The following is a 16,258-nucleotide window of genomic DNA, read 5'->3' as shown; positions in this document are numbered from 1 at the left end:
ATCATCTGTTGTGATACATCTGTTCGTAATATTTCATATAATCGCCCGAAGTTACTTCCTCCACCCATTGCTGGTTATCGAGATACCAATAAATGGTTTTTACAATACCTTCGTCGAAAGTTGTTTCCGGTAGCCAACCCAGCTCTTCTGATATTTTTGTAGGGTCTATAGCATATCGCTGGTCGTGTCCCTGACGGTCTTTCACAAAAGAAATCAGATCATCATTTATCCAACTGATATCTATGGTTCCGTCGGCTGTGATTTCTTTCTTTTTAAGCACTTCACGATATTTGGGTTCTTTTTCCATGATTTCACGGATTGTCTTGATCACCAGCCTTACTATTTCGATATTCTTTTCTTCATTATGACCGCCGATATTGTATACTTCGTCGAGCCGTCCTCTGTGCAAAACAGCATCTATCGCTTTACAATGATCTTCAACATATAACCAGTCGCGCACATTGCTACCGTCGCCATATACAGGAAGTTGTTTTCCGGCAAGTATGTTTCTTATTATAAGCGGAATTAGTTTTTCCGGAAAGTGGTACGGGCCGTAATTATTCGAACAACGGGTAATATTTACAGGCATCCTGTATGTTTCACCATATGCACGTACTATAAGGTCGCCTCCGGCTTTTGCGGCACTATATGGAGAGCGTGGATCGAGCGGAGTAGTTTCAGTAAAGAAACCTTCTTCCCCCAGTGATCCGTACACCTCATCTGTAGATACCTGAAGATATTTTACCCCTTCGCGCCATATAGGGTAATTGTTTTCATCCTTTCCTGTAGTCCAGTATTTTTTTGCCGTATCCAGTAAGTTCTGAGTACCGAGAACATTCACCTGCAGGAAAAGCTGCGGATTTTCTATACTTCTATCCACATGGCTCTCAGCAGCAAAATTCACTACATATTCTATTTCATAATCAGAGAATACCTTTTCTGTCATATCCCTATCACAGATATCCCCTTTTACAAAAGTCACACGCGGATTTTTCAGTTCTTCTGCCAATGTGCCCAGATTTCCGGCATAGGTCAGCGCATCATATACAATTAGTTTTGCATCGGGATGCGTAGCAAGCATATATTTCACAAAATTGGAGCCGATAAAACCTGCTCCCCCTGTGATTAAGTATGTCATTTCTTTCAACTTGATTTTTCAATTATATTATACGCAAAAATAAGAAAAAAACGAGATTAAAAAATATATGTTCCTTAATATATCCGGCAAAGTTAATTAAACCCAATGCTGAAAATAAATAAATTATCGCTTTTTATAGAAAAAAGTTTACAAATAGATATTTTTTTACTACTTTCGCAACATCCATAAATCAAAATCCATTTTTTAAAATGAAAGTAGAACAAGTCTTAGAAGATTTAAAACGTAGATTCCCGAATGAGCCTGAATATCATCAGGCAGTGCACGAAGTATTAGAATCCATCGAAGAAGAGTACAACAAACACCCTGAATTCGAGAAAGCAAACCTCATTGAAAGGCTATGTATTCCGGACAGGATTTTCTCTTTCCGCGTTACATGGGTCGACGACAAAGGAAACACTCATACAAACATGGGATACCGTGTTCAGCATTGTAATGCTATCGGCCCTTACAAAGGAGGTATCCGTCTGCATGCATCCGTAAATCCTTCTATCCTTAAATTCCTTGCTTTCGAACAAACATTCAAAAACTCACTGACAACCCTGCCTATGGGCGGCGGTAAAGGCGGATCGGACTTCAATCCGAAAGGAAAATCAAGTGCCGAAATCATGCGTTTTTGTCAGGCTTTTGTGACAGAACTATGGCGACATATCGGCCCGGACACTGACGTACCTGCCGGAGATATCGGTGTGGGCGGACGCGAAGTAGGCTATATGTTCGGTATGTACAAAAAACTGGCGCGTGAATTTACAGGTACATTTACAGGGAAAGGCATCACATTCGGCGGTTCGCTAATCCGTCCCGAAGCTACAGGATACGGAAATGTTTACTTCCTGCTGGAAATGCTAAAAACAAAAAACGTAGATATCAAAGGTAAAAAATGCCTTGTTTCCGGCTCCGGTAACGTGGCACAATATACCTGTGAAAAACTGATTGAACTGGGCGCAATACCTGTAACATTGTCAGATTCGAGCGGATATATCTACGATCCGGAAGGTATAACTGCCGAAAAACTGGAATATGTAAAAGAACTGAAAGAACTTTACCGCGGCCGCATCAGCGAATATGCCGACACATACGGTTGTAAATACGTAGCAGGAGCACGTCCGTGGGGTGAAAAAGGTGATATAGCACTGCCATCAGCCACGCAGAACGAAATCAGCGGCAGCGATGCTGAAAAACTGGTAGCCAACGGGGTGATTGCGGTATCGGAAGGAGCAAACATGCCTTCTACACCGGAAGCAATCGCCGTATTGCAGAAAGCTAAAATATTATATGCTCCGGGCAAGGCGGCCAATGCTGGTGGTGTATCGGTATCCGGTCTGGAAATGACACAAAACTCAGAACGTCTTAGCTGGTCGGCTGAACAGGTTGACAACCAGTTGAAATGGATCATGTCCAATATTCACGAAAACTGTGTGAAATACGGTACGGAAGCCGACGGTTATGTAAACTATGTGAAAGGCGCAAATATAGCCGGATTTATGAAAGTTGCCAGAGCGGTAATGGCTCAGGGAATAATTTAAGAATATTGATCAAGAAACAGAAAGCCGGCAGTCAAATTTTGATTGCCGGCTTTTTTCTATTCTTTCTTAAAATATTTCTATTCGATAAACCGCAAACTTTCTACTTTTTCAAGCCGACCTCTCAGCTCTTCAAATTTTGCCTTACGTATCTCTAATGTCATCAGGCAATCCATATCATATGTCTGTTCCAAAATCGAAGGTTCCAAATCCTTAACAATCTTCATTACATCATTCATAAAAGGATATTCAAATCCGAAGGAAAGCCGGCAGTCTACGGTTTTCTCCACTATATCAGCTTCGGATATAGCTGCGGCTGCTGCTTCTCGATATGCGACAATAAGACCGCTCGTTCCCAGTTTTATTCCTCCGAAATAACGAACGACTGCTATTAGAATATTTGTCAGTTCATTCGAATTTATTTGCCCCAGAATAGGTTTTCCTGCCGTACCGGAAGGCTCACCGTCATCATTCGCCCGAAACTCCACCCTGTCGGGCCCAAGTATATAGGCCCAGCATACATGACGGGCATCGTAATATTCTTTACGAAGTTTTTCTATTTTGTTTTTTACTTCATCTACGGATTGAACAGGTATGGCATAGGCAATAAATTTACTCCTTTTCTCAGTGTAAATAGCTTTGGATGTAATGGTTATTGTTCTGAAAACATCGTCCATACCGTAAAGATAACCGTTTCTTAAAAAACTTTCTAATACCTCTTATAAATATCTCCTAAATCGCCGTAAGAATCATATATATAGAGGTCACCGTTTTTTATAATAAAATATTCCGATTCGTCTCCAGCCACATTGAATGACTTTTGCCCTTTTCTCGTTTTTGCGCTTAATTGCTGCGTCATTCCGGAACCGTCGATGAATTCACTTTCCATATAATAGATACCTTTCTCTTTGTAAATTGTATAGATTCCGTAAGCATTTTTCCAAACACCAACAGTTTCTGTGGATATCACTTTGGGTATTTCTTTTTTAGCCTCTGCCGAATTGTCTACTTCCGGTACTACTTTTGGTACATCTGGAATTTCTATCACCCCTTGTGCTTGCTCCTCCTTTTTGGTTGATACACTATTGGTAGTAGTACTATAAGAAACATCCGCAGTAACCTGCTGAGGTTTATCTTCAAGTATAACATACATGATAAAAAGGAAGAAAATTACAATTAAGCCTCCAGACACTATAACAAAGCAAGATAAAGATTTCATAAACAAATTATGTATTAGATTAGAGGGCGCAAAGATAAATATAGTTTTTAATCCGCAAAACGGTTTCAACAAACATATTGTCACTATTTACAAGAAATTCAAAACCCTTTAAAATAAGAATGGCTGTCTCACGACAACCAATCTTCACTCCTAACCATAAATCTAATACCATGAAAAATACATTACAAATGTAAACAACGTCAGCAAACAAAACAAACAATATAATATATAAATTAAATATTTAACATTATTATGATAATAAAATAAAATAATAAAATCAATTTATTTAAATAACAAACATTTTAATTGACAATTTTAAACAAACCAGATATCGGCAATAAACATTATGGCATCATTTTTGTTTCAATATAAAAGATTTGAATAATTAAGATTTTATCTGGAATAAATTTTAGAAATAAATCTTATATTTGTAAATACGCATAAAACATCAAATAGACGGTTATGGAAAATAATTTTTCAACAAGGGTTCGCAAAATCATGACTTTTAGTCGTGAAGAGGCCGGACGTCTGCAAACAAATTATCTAGCCCCCGAACATTTGATGCTTGGTATACTCCGCAACGGAGAAGGTTTAGCCATACAGGCATTGAAAGATTTTGGAATAGATTTGGCAGAGTTTAAAGAAAATATAGATAATAACATATTAAAGCTACAGGAGGATGCTTACCCAAACAGTGAAATCGTATTAAGTAAGAGTACAGAAAAGATTTTGAAGATGAGTATATTGGAGGCGCGTTTGACTAAAAGTCAGGAAACTGATTCCGAACATTTGCTTCTTGCCATTCTGAAAGATCATGACAACATTACTGCGATGCTGTTGCAAGAATATCATATGGATTACAACGGAGCGTTTACCTATATTAAAAGTATGGGTGATATATTACATAATAATACAAAAGAAAATCCCAGAATGGGTGCTGACTTTACCGATGACGACGATGACGACGACGAACCGGTAAACGGAAACTCGAATGTAGGTACACAGCAGCCGCGTCAGGCTACCGACACACCTGTACTCGACAACTTCGGCATGGACATGACCAAGGCAGCTCTGGAAAACAGACTCGACCCGATTGTCGGCCGTGAGAAAGAAATAGAACGTCTGGCCCAGATATTGAGCCGCCGTAAGAAAAACAACCCGATACTTATCGGCGAGCCGGGAGTCGGGAAATCGGCGATAGTAGAAGGGCTTGCATTACGCATCACTCAGAAGAAAGTGTCACGCGTGCTGTTTGACAAACGTGTGATTGCACTAGATATGGCTTCGGTTGTTGCCGGAACTAAGTACCGCGGACAATTTGAAGAACGTATCAAAGCGATACTGAACGAGTTGTCGAAGAATCCCAATATTATATTATTTATCGACGAGATACACACCATAGTAGGTGCAGGCGGAGCAACCGGTTCGCTGGATGCTGCCAATATGTTGAAACCGGCTCTGGCTCGCGGGGAGATACAATGTATCGGTGCTACAACACTCGACGAATACCGTAGGAATATAGAAAAAGACGGAGCCCTCGAACGCCGTTTCCAGAAAGTAATGGTAGACCCTACCACTGCCGAAGAAACATTGCAGATATTACATAATATCAAAGAACGTTACGAAGAGCACCACAATGTAAAATATACGGAGGAAGCACTTGAAGCCTGTGTAAAACTGACCGACAGATATATCACAGACCGCAACTTCCCTGACAAGGCTATCGATGCACTCGACGAAGCCGGGTCACGTATGCATATAGCAAACATACAGGTTCCGAAAGAAATAGAAGACATCGAGAAAGAACTGAAAGATGTTATCGAACAAAAAGGCGAAGCTGTAAAAGCTCAGAAATACGAACTGGCTGCCAGTTTCCGAGATACTCAACGCCAGCTGATGGCAAAACTGGATACAGCCGAAGCTGAATGGAAAGCTTCACTGAAAGAAAAGCCTGAAACTGTAGATGCAGAAATGGTTGCCGAAGTGGTTTCAATGATGTCGGGAATACCTGTACAGCGTATCGGTGAATCTGAAGGATTGAAACTTGTAGGCATGAAGGATAGCCTGAAAGCCTCTGTTATTGGTCAGGACGAAGCAGTAAATAAGATTGTAAAAGCAATACAACGCAATCGCATAGGATTGAAAGACCCTAACCGTCCGATAGGCTCGTTTATGTTCCTTGGGCCTACAGGTGTGGGTAAGACTCACCTTGCGAAAATGATTGCAGAACAGCTGTTCGACTCGGCCGATGCCCTTATACGTATCGACATGAGTGAATATATGGAGAAATTCAATGTATCGCGTTTGGTCGGAGCACCTCCGGGATATGTAGGATATGAAGAAGGCGGTTTGTTAAGCGAAAAAGTACGCCGGAAACCATATTCGGTAGTATTGCTCGATGAGATTGAAAAGGCTCACCCTGATGTGTATAATATTCTGCTTCAGGTAATGGACGAAGGTCACCTGACCGATAGTCTGGGTCGTAAGATCGATTTCAAGAATACAATCTTGATAATGACTTCGAATGTAGGTACACGCCAGTTGAAAGACTTCGGAGGAGGCATTGGATTCAATAAACAATCTGCTGCCAACAGGGAATATTCGAGAAGTGTGCTGCAAAAAGCACTCAACAAGACTTTCTCACCTGAATTTCTAAACCGCGTGGATGATATTATCACATTCGACCAGCTGGATAAGACTTCTATCGAAAAGATTATCGATATCGAACTGAAAGGATTCTACAAACGGATGACTGAGCTCGGATACACAATCAAATTGTCTAAGGATGCAAAAGATTTCCTTGCCGACAAAGGCTACGATGTACAATTCGGTGCCCGTCCGTTGAAACGTGCTATCCAGAACTATGTGGAAGACGAAATATCTGAACTGATACTTTCGGGCGCTGCAAAAGAAGGAAGTACAATATCGTTTGAAGTGGATAAGGTAAATGATAAGCTAAAAGCAACAGCAAAATAATTTTTAATCTTAGATAGTAAAGAGGGATGAATTTCTGATTCATCCCTCTTTTATTTATATGTTCATTATAAATTCCTCATATGCCGCAATAATTCTTCTTTAATTATTGTCAATCTTAAGTTCATTTCCTTATTTGCTTTCTGAAAAGCTTCATTATCGTCCAGTTTGCTGTGCCTGCGTACAAATTCATCGAGGCTATCCGTATCTTTATAACCATCGAAGATTATTTCTTTTGCTCTTTTCGCTTCCTTTACAGTATTAGCAATTTTTTCCAATGCAGGAATAAGGGACATTGTTTCCAACGCTTTATCCAATAATTGATAATCAAGTGACATACCAAAATCCTCAGTCTCAATTATACGCAACCATTGCAGGATATTACGTATACCTTCTTTTGTTACCCCGTCTATCGGAACATAATTTTTATCATAAATAGCTTCCCTTATAGTAGAAACCGTCCTGTTGAAATCATATTTCTCCGCTTCATAAAATTCGGCTGCTGTTTCCTCGTTGCATCCAACCAGTTCGCAAATCTCTATGACTGATTTCGATTTAAACAGGTAAACACATTTCTCAACATCCCCGTGGTTTTCTTTTAATAATCTTAAAGCCTCACCCATAGGTATAGGAATAATTTTCCGCACTTCTTTTATTTTATCCGTCATCATTTTCTTATTTGGCACAAAGATAATAAAAAGCCTATTTCCTGTCGTTTTAACAACCATATTGCTGCAATAAGATTAATCATTTCGTAGCCTATATGAAGCAGAAATATCTTATCTTTGGAATAATAAAAAAAGACACAGAATGGAAAAGAAAAAAGATGTGCCCATAATCGGCATGAACGTTATTATAGATTGTGCCGACGCAAATATTATGGCTGAGTTTTACAGCAAATTAATGAGTTGGGAATGGACACACCCCCGTGCTGATGAAGGTTGGGCGGCAATCTCTTCTCCTACAGGTATGTTCTTTATATTTCAGGAAGTCGAAGGATATCAACCGCCTGTGTGGCCATGGCAAGAAGGGAAACAGGCTCAGATGCTTCATCTAGATTTATTCGTCAACAATCTCGAAGAAGGGGTGGCACATGTGATCGAATGTGGAGCAAAAATAGCCGATGAGCAATATTTCAAAACATCAAAAACGATGATTGATCCGGCAGGCCATCCGTTCTGTCTCGGTACATATACGCTTGAACCCGAATAATATATTAAATGAAAGATGAAAAAAAGAATATCATCCACTATATTATCCCTGATAATCATAATCTTCCCTATTATTGCACAAAACAAGATAATTGTTTCGGATAATCTGGAGATTACAAAACTGTCGGACAATGTATACCTTCATAAATCTTTTCTCGTAATTGAGAATTACGGAAAGATAGGCGCTAATGGCTTGCTGTTAGTAGAAGACGGCAAAGCATTGATGATAGATTCACCATGGAATGATAATCAGACCGAAGAACTATACAACTGGTTGAAAGATTCATTGAATACAACTATAACTACATTCATCCCTACCCATTGGCACGAGGACTGCATGGGAGGATTAGGCTATTTACAGACCAAAGGTGTAAGTTCATATACTAACCTAATGACCATAGATATAGCAAAAGAAAAGAATCTACCGATACCACAACATGGCTTCGACCATTCTTTGTTTCTTGATTTTCATGGCATTCCGGTAGAATGTACTTATTTAGGTGGAGGACATTCAACCGATAATATTGTGGTATGGCTACCGTTTGAAAATATATTATTCGGAGGGTGTTGTATTAAAGATATAAATTCTACAAACTTAGGGAACCTTTCGGATGCCGATGTAGAAGCATGGCCTTCGACAATGCGAAAAATGATTGATAAATTCCCGAATGCTAAAATTGTCGTTCCCGGACACGGGCCGACAGGAGGGACAGAACTTATGCGACACACACTTCAATTATTAGAAAAATAAACATTATACTTTTACATATTGAATTAAAAACAATCGAAAATATGAATAGAAGATTAACAATAGCGCTTGTAGCGCACGACCACCGCAAAGCGGATATGGTAGAATGGTGTTATTACAACTCCGACTTTTTGGCAAAGCACCATCTTGTTTGCACCGGAACAACCGGCACACTAGTAAAAGAAGCTTTTGAAGAAAAAGGCATACAAGCCGAAATCACCCGTATGAACTCAGGGCCTATGGGCGGGGATGCAGAAATTGCAGCCATGGTCGTTCGTCATGAGATAGACTTGGCTATTTTCCTTATCGACGACTTGAATCCACAGCCTCACGAAGCCGACATTATGATGTTGCTCCGCCAATGTCGTGTGCATAACGTGCCTATTGCCTGCAACCGTTACAGTGCCGACCTGATGCTGACCAGTCCATTGTGGGACAATGACGACTATAAGCCTACAAAACCGAGATATGAAACTTTCGATAGGGCGAATTTCGATGCAAATTTCAGAAGGATGAAAGATTAATTTGCCAATATACCAATTAGCAAATGTGCCAATGACGAGAAGCTATATAAAATTAAAACAAAACTAGTAACCGCCCGAAGGGCAATGTAACTCGTAACTAAAAATATGAGCGACTGGAAAGACCGTCTGAATGTGGTATATTCTACCAATCCGGACTTTAAATATGACACAGAAGGTGAAGAAGAACAGGATACTTTGCTTAAAGAAAAGCAAGCCCTGCGCATCTCGCTGGATAAGCGAAACCGCAAGGGCAAAGCTGTCACACTAATAACAGGCTTCATCGGTACAACCGAAGACCTCGAAGCACTCGCCAAATTACTAAAAGTAAAATGCGGCGTCGGCGGCTCGGCCAAAGACAGCGAAATCATTATACAGGGCGATTTCAGGAACAAGATACTGGAACTTCTGCAAAAGGAGGGCTATGCCAAAGCACGCATTATTTGACGATGAAGTAAATCTGCATGTGTACAAAGCATCGGCAGGCTCGGGAAAGACGCACCGCCTGACCGCCGAATATTTGTGCCTGCTTTTCTCCTCTCCTTTCGCGTATCGTCACATTCTGGCTGTAACCTTTACCAATAAGGCGACAGACGAAATGAAGACCCGTATTATCGACGAGTTGGCGAATCTCGCTCTTGGTCGCGAATCGGATTATATAGAATTGCTGACGAGTGAATACAGCTACAACGAAGAACAACTTCGCAAAGAAGCGCGGGAAACACTTGAACGTATCTTGCACGACTACTCCGCATTTTCAGTAAGTACAATCGATAAGTTTTTCCAGCAGACAATGCGGGCATTTACCCGTGAAATTGGTCTGGGGGGAGGCTACAATGTAGAACTGGATACGGACAAAGTTCTTGGAGAGGCTATTGATTCTATGCTCTACGACCTCGAACGAAGCGATAACAAACTCCTACTCGACTGGCTAATACGTTTCTCGGAAGAAAAAGTAGAGAACGGCGAAACATGGAACATCCGCAATGATATACAATCGCTTTCATCCGAAATTTTCAAGGAAAGCTATAAAGCATATAGTAATCAGGTGCAGGAAAATATTGCCGATAAGCAACTGATGACCAATTACAAGGAGATGCTTTTCTCTATCATCCGCACATTTGAAAACTTTTCGCAACAGACAGGGGAAAAGGCTCTGAATATTATGGTTCGCTACGGATTGAAACCCGAAGATTTTAAGGGGGGAACACGCTCACCTTTCTTCTCTTTCCTGAAATGGGCAAACGGCGCTACAGACGAACCGACAAATACATTTCGCTCACTTGCCAACGATGTTACCTATTGGTATACAGCGAAAACTCCGGGAGATATCAGAAGCAGGATAGAAGATGTATATACAGAACTGAATATCTGTGTAAACGATATTATCAGCCATTATGACAATTCCCGCATCTATCAAACAGCATACGAGATAAACAGATATTTCTTTACATTAGGAATACTGGGCGATGTGGATAAAAATATTCGGGAATACGCAGCCGAGAATAATATGATGCTTATTTCAGACACTACCGAACTACTAAACCGTATTATCGAGGGGAATGAATCACCGTTCATCTATGAAAAGGTTGGTCTACGTGTCAATAACTACATGATAGATGAGTTTCAGGATACTTCGGGCATGCAGTGGCAAAACTTCAAGCCGTTAGTGCGCGACAGCCTCAGCAGCGGAAATAAGAATTTCATAGTGGGTGATGTAAAGCAAAGCATTTACCGTTGGCGCAATTCGGATTGGAAACTTCTTGACGAACAACTCGACAAGGATTTTCTGAATGAGGGCATAAATCATGAAACCCTCGATACTAATTGGCGCAGTTCATATAATGTGATAGCATTCAATAATGCAATATTCTCTCTTGGGGCAAAGCTCTTACAGGATACTTACAACAGGCCTTTAGCCGATACAGAAGATATACGTCTTACACCTTTCTTTTCCCGTATAACAAAAGCATATAACGAAATCTACCAATCTGTTCCCGATAGTCAGAAAGATAATCAGGGTCATGTAAGGCTCGAATTCATTGATACAGATGAGCATATATGGCAGGAATATGTATTGGAACAACTGCCAAAACAGATAGAAGAATTACAGGACAGAGGCTATAAACTTAAAGATATAGCCATACTCGTGCGCACAAAGAAAGAGGGTGCCGATGTGGCCAATCGCCTGCTGGAATACAAGAGTCTAAATACCAATTCGAAATACCGTTACGATATCATTTCGGACGAAGCCTTGTTTGTCGGTAATTCGCAAAGTATAAAACTGATTATTGCGCTATTAAAGTACTTACACAATCCGTTGGATACTTCATTGAAAGCGTTGGCTGTATATGAATATTTTAAATACAGCGGACAGCTGAGCGCAGAAGATGCCCTAATGAAATATTTTTCTTCGAAAGATGAGTTGCCGGAAGATATATCAGAGAAACTCGACCGTATCAGGCAATTACCGTTGTATGAAATGACTGAGGAGATGTTCGAACTTTTCCGCAATGCAATGGAAGATAACGAGCAGATTTATATACAATCATTCCTCGATATGGTACTCGATTTCACAATACGAAATTCATCCGACCTCGATGCATTTCTGAAATGGTGGGATGAAACGGGAGTGAGAAAAACGATATTTACACCAGACGGACAGGATGCTATCCGCATCATGACAATTCATAAATCGAAAGGACTGGGATTCAATGTTGTGATTATTCCTTTCTGTAATTGGGAGATAGACCATAAACTGACAACGATTCTTTGGTGCCGCCCACAAAGTGAACCTTTCAACCGCCTGCATCTGGTACCTGTAAAATATTCTCAGAAACTAAAAAATACTATTTTCGATTATGAGTATTTTGATGAACGGTTGCATGCATTTATCGACAATATAAATATCCTGTATGTGGCCTTTACCCGAGCAAAGAATGAACTGATTGCTTTCGCTCCGCGTCCTAAAAAAGAAGATATCAGCAATATATCATCTTTGCTGTGGGCTAGTGTCAACTCTTCTCCTACCCTTATAATAGATGGGCGCGAGTATATGAATCTTTCAAGCTGTGTGAATGAGGATAACGGCATCTTTGAAATAAACAATAATTACCAGCCTCAAAATAAAGAGAAAAAATCGGTTGTAAAAGAAATATATGTCGACTCGCTTGCAGGAATATCATACGACGAACGCGTAAAACTCTTACTAAAAAATAAATACTTCTTTACCGATTCGGGGCAACGTGACTATGGTACGTTGATGCATGAAATAGTAAGCAAAGTGCAGACTGTAGCCGATATCGATAATGCGGTGGAAGAATATCATATTGCAGGTGATATCACTACCGAACAAAAAGAAAATGTAATAAATCTATTGCAGACCTACCTATCCGATCCGATGGTAGCCCAATGGTATTCAGATGAATACCGGATACTCAATGAAGTGCAGATATTACAGCCGAAAGGTGTTTTCAGTCGCCCCGACCGTGTGATGATTAAAGGCGACGAAGTGATTGTCATCGACTATAAGTTCGGAGAAAAAGAAGACCGGAAATATATCCGTCAGGTGAAATACTATGCCGACCAGATATGCAGGATGGGATATCAGAACGTGAAGGGATATCTTTGCTATATTACTTTAGGCAAAACCATAGAAATATAGGATTCTGTTAAAAATCTAATCATTCAAACCTTTACCTTTCAGAATCTGAGGAATATACTTTTCAATTCTTGTCACCCGTGTTTTAGATTGTTTCGGTGCGGAAGACCGGATGCTAATGCTTTGAAAGCTGTTTTTAAGACTGTAAATTCATCCAATTTATTTTGATACTCTTCATGTACCGCGTATTAGGATGTCTCCTTATATCCAATGCCGACTTTTCCACTTCAATAGCTTCAAATATATAAGACGGAAGGACTATTTTCATATTTTGTCAAAATCCATTCGCATTAGTTATTCAGATAAAACAGATGATGCATAAGAAGGTCTTACATAACTATCTACAATCAATATATAAACAAAATATAATATTGTATAATTTTAATAATGATTAAAGTTAATATTAGTCAGATATGAAAAATGGAATATCAAAAGATGAGGCTATCTTTACTATATTGCATTGCTAAAACAAAATGAATCTAATTATTTTCAGAACGCGTAGCCGACACCCGCTGTGAATACAAAGAAGTTGTAATCCATATTGTCGAAGTCGATAGAGTATCTAACCTGTGTATTAAAAAAGAGATTATTATTTGTAAACCATTTGCCGGCAATCCCGATATTACCAACTACGTCTGAAAAGCTATGCCAATCATCACTACCAAAAGAACTCCACTCTCTGTGGGGAACTCCTATTCCTGACGAATTCGAGGATACACCTAAATATGAACCAGTCGTTTTGCTCCATATAACCATTCCTTCAACTCCTATAAATGGAGAAACAAATGAATTTGTTCCTTTTAAGAAGAATGCATAATGAATATCTAATCCATAATTAAAGCTTTTGTTATTCGTTTTACTATTAATCATCTCATAGTCTAATTTGTATTCCTTATCGAAATAGTAGCTGACCCCCGGAGCAATAAAAAAATTATTATAAACAGGAATCATCACTTGCGTTCCGATACCGAAATCTTTATATTTGGTACGATAGTTACCATTAAATGACAATGATACTTTTTGGGCATGCATTGCTCCGATACAAGTTAATACAGCGATTAAGAGGGCAAGAGTCTTTTTCATAAAGATTTAGATTATAGTAATATTTCAAGAATATAAATGTAAATATAAAAAAATATACGATACCTTATCATCAGTCTAATTTTTCTTCCTTATTTTGCATAAAAATAACAACATGAAAATATTTCGATTCATACTTGCCGGATTCCTCATTCTTACTTTAGCTACATGCAGTAACAAAAAGAAAACCGATACACCGGATACTATAATAAAAGAACTTTCGCAGGATGAGATTACCAAAGGGTTTGATATTTATCAGGACTTGATGATAGACCTGATGATGGATATTCCTTCTGCTACATACAAGAAAGATAATGAAGGCCAATATTCGATATTATTTATACCAAAATCGGAAGAGCAGCTGGAAAAATATAAAGATTTCGATAAAAAACATTCTATAGAATTAAGTAAAGATTTGTCAGGCAACTTATACTATGATGATGCGACATTTGAAAAGATAAATAAAATACTTCGGGCCGACTTAAATATAAAGGATTTCAACATTATCGGTCGATATATACCCTATCATTTTTTAGTTATAGATACGGATTCGCCTAAAGGGGAATATAGTGTATCAATGCCATACGAAATGAAAATATATAAACTCACCGATAACAAATGGGAATATATAGAAACTACACTTATAACCGATATTGTAAAATATGAGGAATACGAAAGCCTCAGCAAATACGAAAATCTGCTGAATAAAGAATAAGTAAGCCGATAAAATTTTTAGAAATTACGTCCGCCCTTACGCCATGCAGTACTGTAATAGCCTTCCATAAGCGAACTTACAATTACACCTTTCTTGATAGAAGCGTGTATAAATTTACCATCACCGAGATATACTCCTACATGGTTGATATACTTTTTCTTAAAAGTGGAGAAAAACACCATATCGCCCGGCAGCAAATCTTCTTTAGATGTGATAGATTCTTTTACATTCTTTGCTATGGTAGTGCTCACCCTGTCGAGCTGCTCACCGAATACATTCTTATATATCAGATTGGTAAAACCAGAGCAGTCGACTGCCTTACGGCTCATACCACCCCTTCTGTAACGGGTTCCCAGCCAGTCGGCCGCTTCACGGAACAAAGGCAGCATCGATACATCATCTATAGTAACGCCCAATACGGAAGACAATTCCTGCATTTCTTTTACTTCTATCATATGTTTCTGGACTGCATCGAAAGCTTTGGAGAGGTCGGCATCTGCGAAAAGGTCATTCGTCTTGAAAAGTGAGGACTGGTCTTCGAGTGTTTGTTTTACTTGCGGCAGAGCAACTACATTACCATCGGGAGTTGCTACTTCTATATTGTTGTGAGATTGTTCTACTTTAACTGTTTTGGTAGTTACCGCGCTTGTCTTGGTTTTCTTCTTTCCTGATTTACCCGAATTCTGGGACATAGACGCCATAGGCAAAAACGCCAGTGAGGTAAACATAAGGATTAAAGATGTCTTCAATAATCTTCTCTGTGTAGACATGGGGATGAAATTAAAAATCGGATAAAAGTAGGGCTTTTAACTTAATTAGCCGGTAAAACAGCCTGTTTTTTATAATTTTTAAGGTGATTTTAACTATCTCACCCGGCCTGCTTTTTTCCATGTCTTTTCATAATATCCCTCATCCAGATGACTGACTATCACCCCCTTGGAAGTAGAGGCATGAATAAAGCAGCCATTTTTGAGATAGATGCCTACATGGTTTATTTTACTGGAGTTTTTAGATGTGGCAAAGAAGACCAGATCGCCAGTCTGCAGGTTCTTTTTCGATACTTTCTGCATATTCATCTTGGCCATATCGCCGCTCGAGCGTGGTAGTTTCTTCTTATATACTTTCTGATAGGTGAGGAAGGTAAAGCCGGAACAGTCCACTCCCTTTTTGGATAATCCGCCGTTACGGTAACGAACGCCCAGCCATTGCGAAACCTCGGCATAGAGGGGCATATTCTTATCATCGTCTTTGTTCACGTTGCTCAATGGTATGCCCAGCTTGCGGGATAATGCGGCAACTTCCTTCGGGTCGTACAATTGCCCGCCACCGCCTTTTTGCGTACCGCAGGATGTAGCAAATACTATCAGCAGTATAAATATTAGGGAATATGGGAGGATGCGTCTGCTCATAAATTCTTCTTTACCCGTAAAGATAGGGATTATATAAAAGAA

At 39.5% G+C, this 16,258-nt stretch carries 16 protein-coding genes; 8 read left to right on the top strand and 8 right to left on the bottom strand.

The features are described 5' to 3' along the window. Position 1 precedes the first annotated feature (1 nt). Positions 2 to 1,138: a dTDP-glucose 4,6-dehydratase gene (gene rfbB / locus K348_RS0106380; RefSeq protein WP_029904086.1), complete on the bottom strand. Its 1,137-nt coding sequence runs from the start codon at positions 1,136 to 1,138 to the stop codon at positions 2 to 4. Between the two features lie 209 nt (positions 1,139 to 1,347). Between rfbB and K348_RS0106375 the strand changes: the two genes are divergently transcribed. Next, positions 1,348 to 2,682, top strand: a complete 1,335-nt coding sequence (locus K348_RS0106375) for an NADP-specific glutamate dehydrogenase (protein WP_029904085.1) — start codon at positions 1,348 to 1,350, stop codon at positions 2,680 to 2,682. A 77-nt stretch (positions 2,683 to 2,759) separates the two neighbouring features. Here the strand turns inward: K348_RS0106375 and K348_RS0106370 are convergent, their stop codons facing one another. Both K348_RS0106370 and K348_RS0106365 read right to left on the bottom strand, forming a co-directional pair. Beyond that, positions 2,760 to 3,356, bottom strand: coding sequence for a YigZ family protein (locus K348_RS0106370; protein WP_029904082.1), 597 nt, complete (start codon positions 3,354 to 3,356; stop codon positions 2,760 to 2,762). Positions 3,357 to 3,388: 32 nt separating this feature from the next. Further along, on the bottom strand, positions 3,389 to 3,898 hold the full coding sequence (locus tag K348_RS0106365; protein WP_156032795.1) for a hypothetical protein: 510 nt from the start codon (positions 3,896 to 3,898) through the stop codon (positions 3,389 to 3,391). A gap of 462 nt (positions 3,899 to 4,360) precedes the next feature. On the opposite strand from K348_RS0106365, the gene K348_RS0106355 reads away from it, so the two are divergent. Next, positions 4,361 to 6,874, top strand: a complete 2,514-nt coding sequence (locus tag K348_RS0106355; protein ID WP_029904076.1) for an ATP-dependent Clp protease ATP-binding subunit — start codon at positions 4,361 to 4,363, stop codon at positions 6,872 to 6,874. A gap of 65 nt (positions 6,875 to 6,939) precedes the next feature. On the opposite strand, the gene K348_RS0106350 is transcribed toward K348_RS0106355, so the two are convergent. Next, positions 6,940 to 7,542: a hypothetical protein gene (locus K348_RS0106350; protein ID WP_231496753.1), complete on the bottom strand. Its 603-nt coding sequence runs from the start codon at positions 7,540 to 7,542 to the stop codon at positions 6,940 to 6,942. A 139-nt stretch (positions 7,543 to 7,681) separates the two neighbouring features. Between K348_RS0106350 and K348_RS0106345 the strand changes: the two genes are divergently transcribed. From K348_RS0106345 to K348_RS0106325, 5 genes are all read left to right on the top strand, one after another. Continuing rightward, positions 7,682 to 8,083: a VOC family protein gene (locus K348_RS0106345; RefSeq protein WP_029904073.1), complete on the top strand. Its 402-nt coding sequence runs from the start codon at positions 7,682 to 7,684 to the stop codon at positions 8,081 to 8,083. Positions 8,084 to 8,098: 15 nt separating this feature from the next. After that, positions 8,099 to 8,833 carry a subclass B1 metallo-beta-lactamase gene (gene bla / locus K348_RS0106340; protein ID WP_029904071.1) on the top strand — a complete coding sequence of 245 codons (735 nt, stop codon included), beginning with the start codon at positions 8,099 to 8,101 and terminating at the stop codon, positions 8,831 to 8,833. Between the two features lie 41 nt (positions 8,834 to 8,874). Continuing rightward, positions 8,875 to 9,354, top strand: coding sequence for a methylglyoxal synthase (locus tag K348_RS0106335; protein WP_029904070.1), 480 nt, complete (start codon positions 8,875 to 8,877; stop codon positions 9,352 to 9,354). A gap of 105 nt (positions 9,355 to 9,459) precedes the next feature. Then, positions 9,460 to 9,798 carry a translation initiation factor gene (locus K348_RS0106330; protein WP_029904068.1) on the top strand — a complete coding sequence of 113 codons (339 nt, stop codon included), beginning with the start codon at positions 9,460 to 9,462 and terminating at the stop codon, positions 9,796 to 9,798. Further along, a complete protein-coding gene (locus K348_RS0106325; protein WP_036930249.1) occupies positions 9,776 to 13,015 on the top strand; it encodes an exodeoxyribonuclease V subunit beta in 3,240 nt (1,079 codons plus the stop codon). Before K348_RS0106330 ends, K348_RS0106325 begins: the two co-directional genes overlap by 23 nt. A gap of 133 nt (positions 13,016 to 13,148) precedes the next feature. Here K348_RS0106325 and K348_RS19495 read toward each other — a convergent pair whose 3' ends face one another. Beyond that, positions 13,149 to 13,280 (bottom strand): hypothetical protein, encoded by a 132-nt coding sequence (locus tag K348_RS19495; protein ID WP_255359405.1) that lies wholly within the window; start codon positions 13,278 to 13,280, stop codon positions 13,149 to 13,151. Between the two features lie 221 nt (positions 13,281 to 13,501). After that, entirely contained in the window at positions 13,502 to 14,095 is a 594-nt protein-coding gene (locus K348_RS0106320; RefSeq protein ID WP_029904064.1) for an outer membrane beta-barrel protein, read from the bottom strand. Positions 14,096 to 14,207: 112 nt separating this feature from the next. On the opposite strand from K348_RS0106320, the gene K348_RS0106315 reads away from it, so the two are divergent. After that, positions 14,208 to 14,807, top strand: a complete 600-nt coding sequence (locus K348_RS0106315) for a hypothetical protein (protein ID WP_029904062.1) — start codon at positions 14,208 to 14,210, stop codon at positions 14,805 to 14,807. A gap of 17 nt (positions 14,808 to 14,824) precedes the next feature. On the opposite strand, the gene K348_RS0106310 is transcribed toward K348_RS0106315, so the two are convergent. Next, complete coding sequence (locus K348_RS0106310; protein WP_029904060.1) at positions 14,825 to 15,577, bottom strand: C40 family peptidase; 753 nt, start codon at positions 15,575 to 15,577, stop codon at positions 14,825 to 14,827. Positions 15,578 to 15,670: 93 nt separating this feature from the next. After that, positions 15,671 to 16,216, bottom strand: coding sequence for a C40 family peptidase (locus tag K348_RS0106305; RefSeq protein ID WP_029904058.1), 546 nt, complete (start codon positions 16,214 to 16,216; stop codon positions 15,671 to 15,673). Between the last annotated feature and the right edge of the window lie 42 nt (positions 16,217 to 16,258).

This window comes from Prevotella sp. 10(H), assembly GCF_000711235.1.
Taxonomy (GTDB): Bacteria; Bacteroidota; Bacteroidia; order Bacteroidales; family Dysgonomonadaceae; genus Dysgonomonas.
Note: the sequence above shows the minus strand (reverse complement) of the source record. Positions and strands in the feature narration are given on the sequence as shown.

What these genes read in the sequence shown, in the direction of transcription:
- rfbB (WP_029904086.1), bottom strand. Translation starts at nt 1,138, where the DNA reads ATGACATACTTAATCACAGGGGGAGCAGGTTTTATCGGCTCCAATTTT.
- K348_RS0106375 (WP_029904085.1), top strand. Translation starts at nt 1,348, where the DNA reads ATGAAAGTAGAACAAGTCTTAGAAGATTTAAAACGTAGATTCCCGAAT.
- K348_RS0106370 (WP_029904082.1), bottom strand. Translation starts at nt 3,356, where the DNA reads ATGGACGATGTTTTCAGAACAATAACCATTACATCCAAAGCTATTTAC.
- K348_RS0106365 (WP_156032795.1), bottom strand. Translation starts at nt 3,898, where the DNA reads ATGAAATCTTTATCTTGCTTTGTTATAGTGTCTGGAGGCTTAATTGTA.
- K348_RS0106355 (WP_029904076.1), top strand. Translation starts at nt 4,361, where the DNA reads ATGGAAAATAATTTTTCAACAAGGGTTCGCAAAATCATGACTTTTAGT.
- K348_RS0106350 (WP_231496753.1), bottom strand. Translation starts at nt 7,542, where the DNA reads ATGATGACGGATAAAATAAAAGAAGTGCGGAAAATTATTCCTATACCT.
- K348_RS0106345 (WP_029904073.1), top strand. Translation starts at nt 7,682, where the DNA reads ATGGAAAAGAAAAAAGATGTGCCCATAATCGGCATGAACGTTATTATA.
- bla (WP_029904071.1), top strand. Translation starts at nt 8,099, where the DNA reads ATGAAAAAAAGAATATCATCCACTATATTATCCCTGATAATCATAATC.
- K348_RS0106335 (WP_029904070.1), top strand. Translation starts at nt 8,875, where the DNA reads ATGAATAGAAGATTAACAATAGCGCTTGTAGCGCACGACCACCGCAAA.
- K348_RS0106330 (WP_029904068.1), top strand. Translation starts at nt 9,460, where the DNA reads ATGAGCGACTGGAAAGACCGTCTGAATGTGGTATATTCTACCAATCCG.
- K348_RS0106325 (WP_036930249.1), top strand. Translation starts at nt 9,776, where the DNA reads ATGCCAAAGCACGCATTATTTGACGATGAAGTAAATCTGCATGTGTAC.
- K348_RS19495 (WP_255359405.1), bottom strand. Translation starts at nt 13,280, where the DNA reads ATGAAAATAGTCCTTCCGTCTTATATATTTGAAGCTATTGAAGTGGAA.
- K348_RS0106320 (WP_029904064.1), bottom strand. Translation starts at nt 14,095, where the DNA reads ATGAAAAAGACTCTTGCCCTCTTAATCGCTGTATTAACTTGTATCGGA.
- K348_RS0106315 (WP_029904062.1), top strand. Translation starts at nt 14,208, where the DNA reads ATGAAAATATTTCGATTCATACTTGCCGGATTCCTCATTCTTACTTTA.
- K348_RS0106310 (WP_029904060.1), bottom strand. Translation starts at nt 15,577, where the DNA reads ATGTCTACACAGAGAAGATTATTGAAGACATCTTTAATCCTTATGTTT.
- K348_RS0106305 (WP_029904058.1), bottom strand. Translation starts at nt 16,216, where the DNA reads ATGAGCAGACGCATCCTCCCATATTCCCTAATATTTATACTGCTGATA.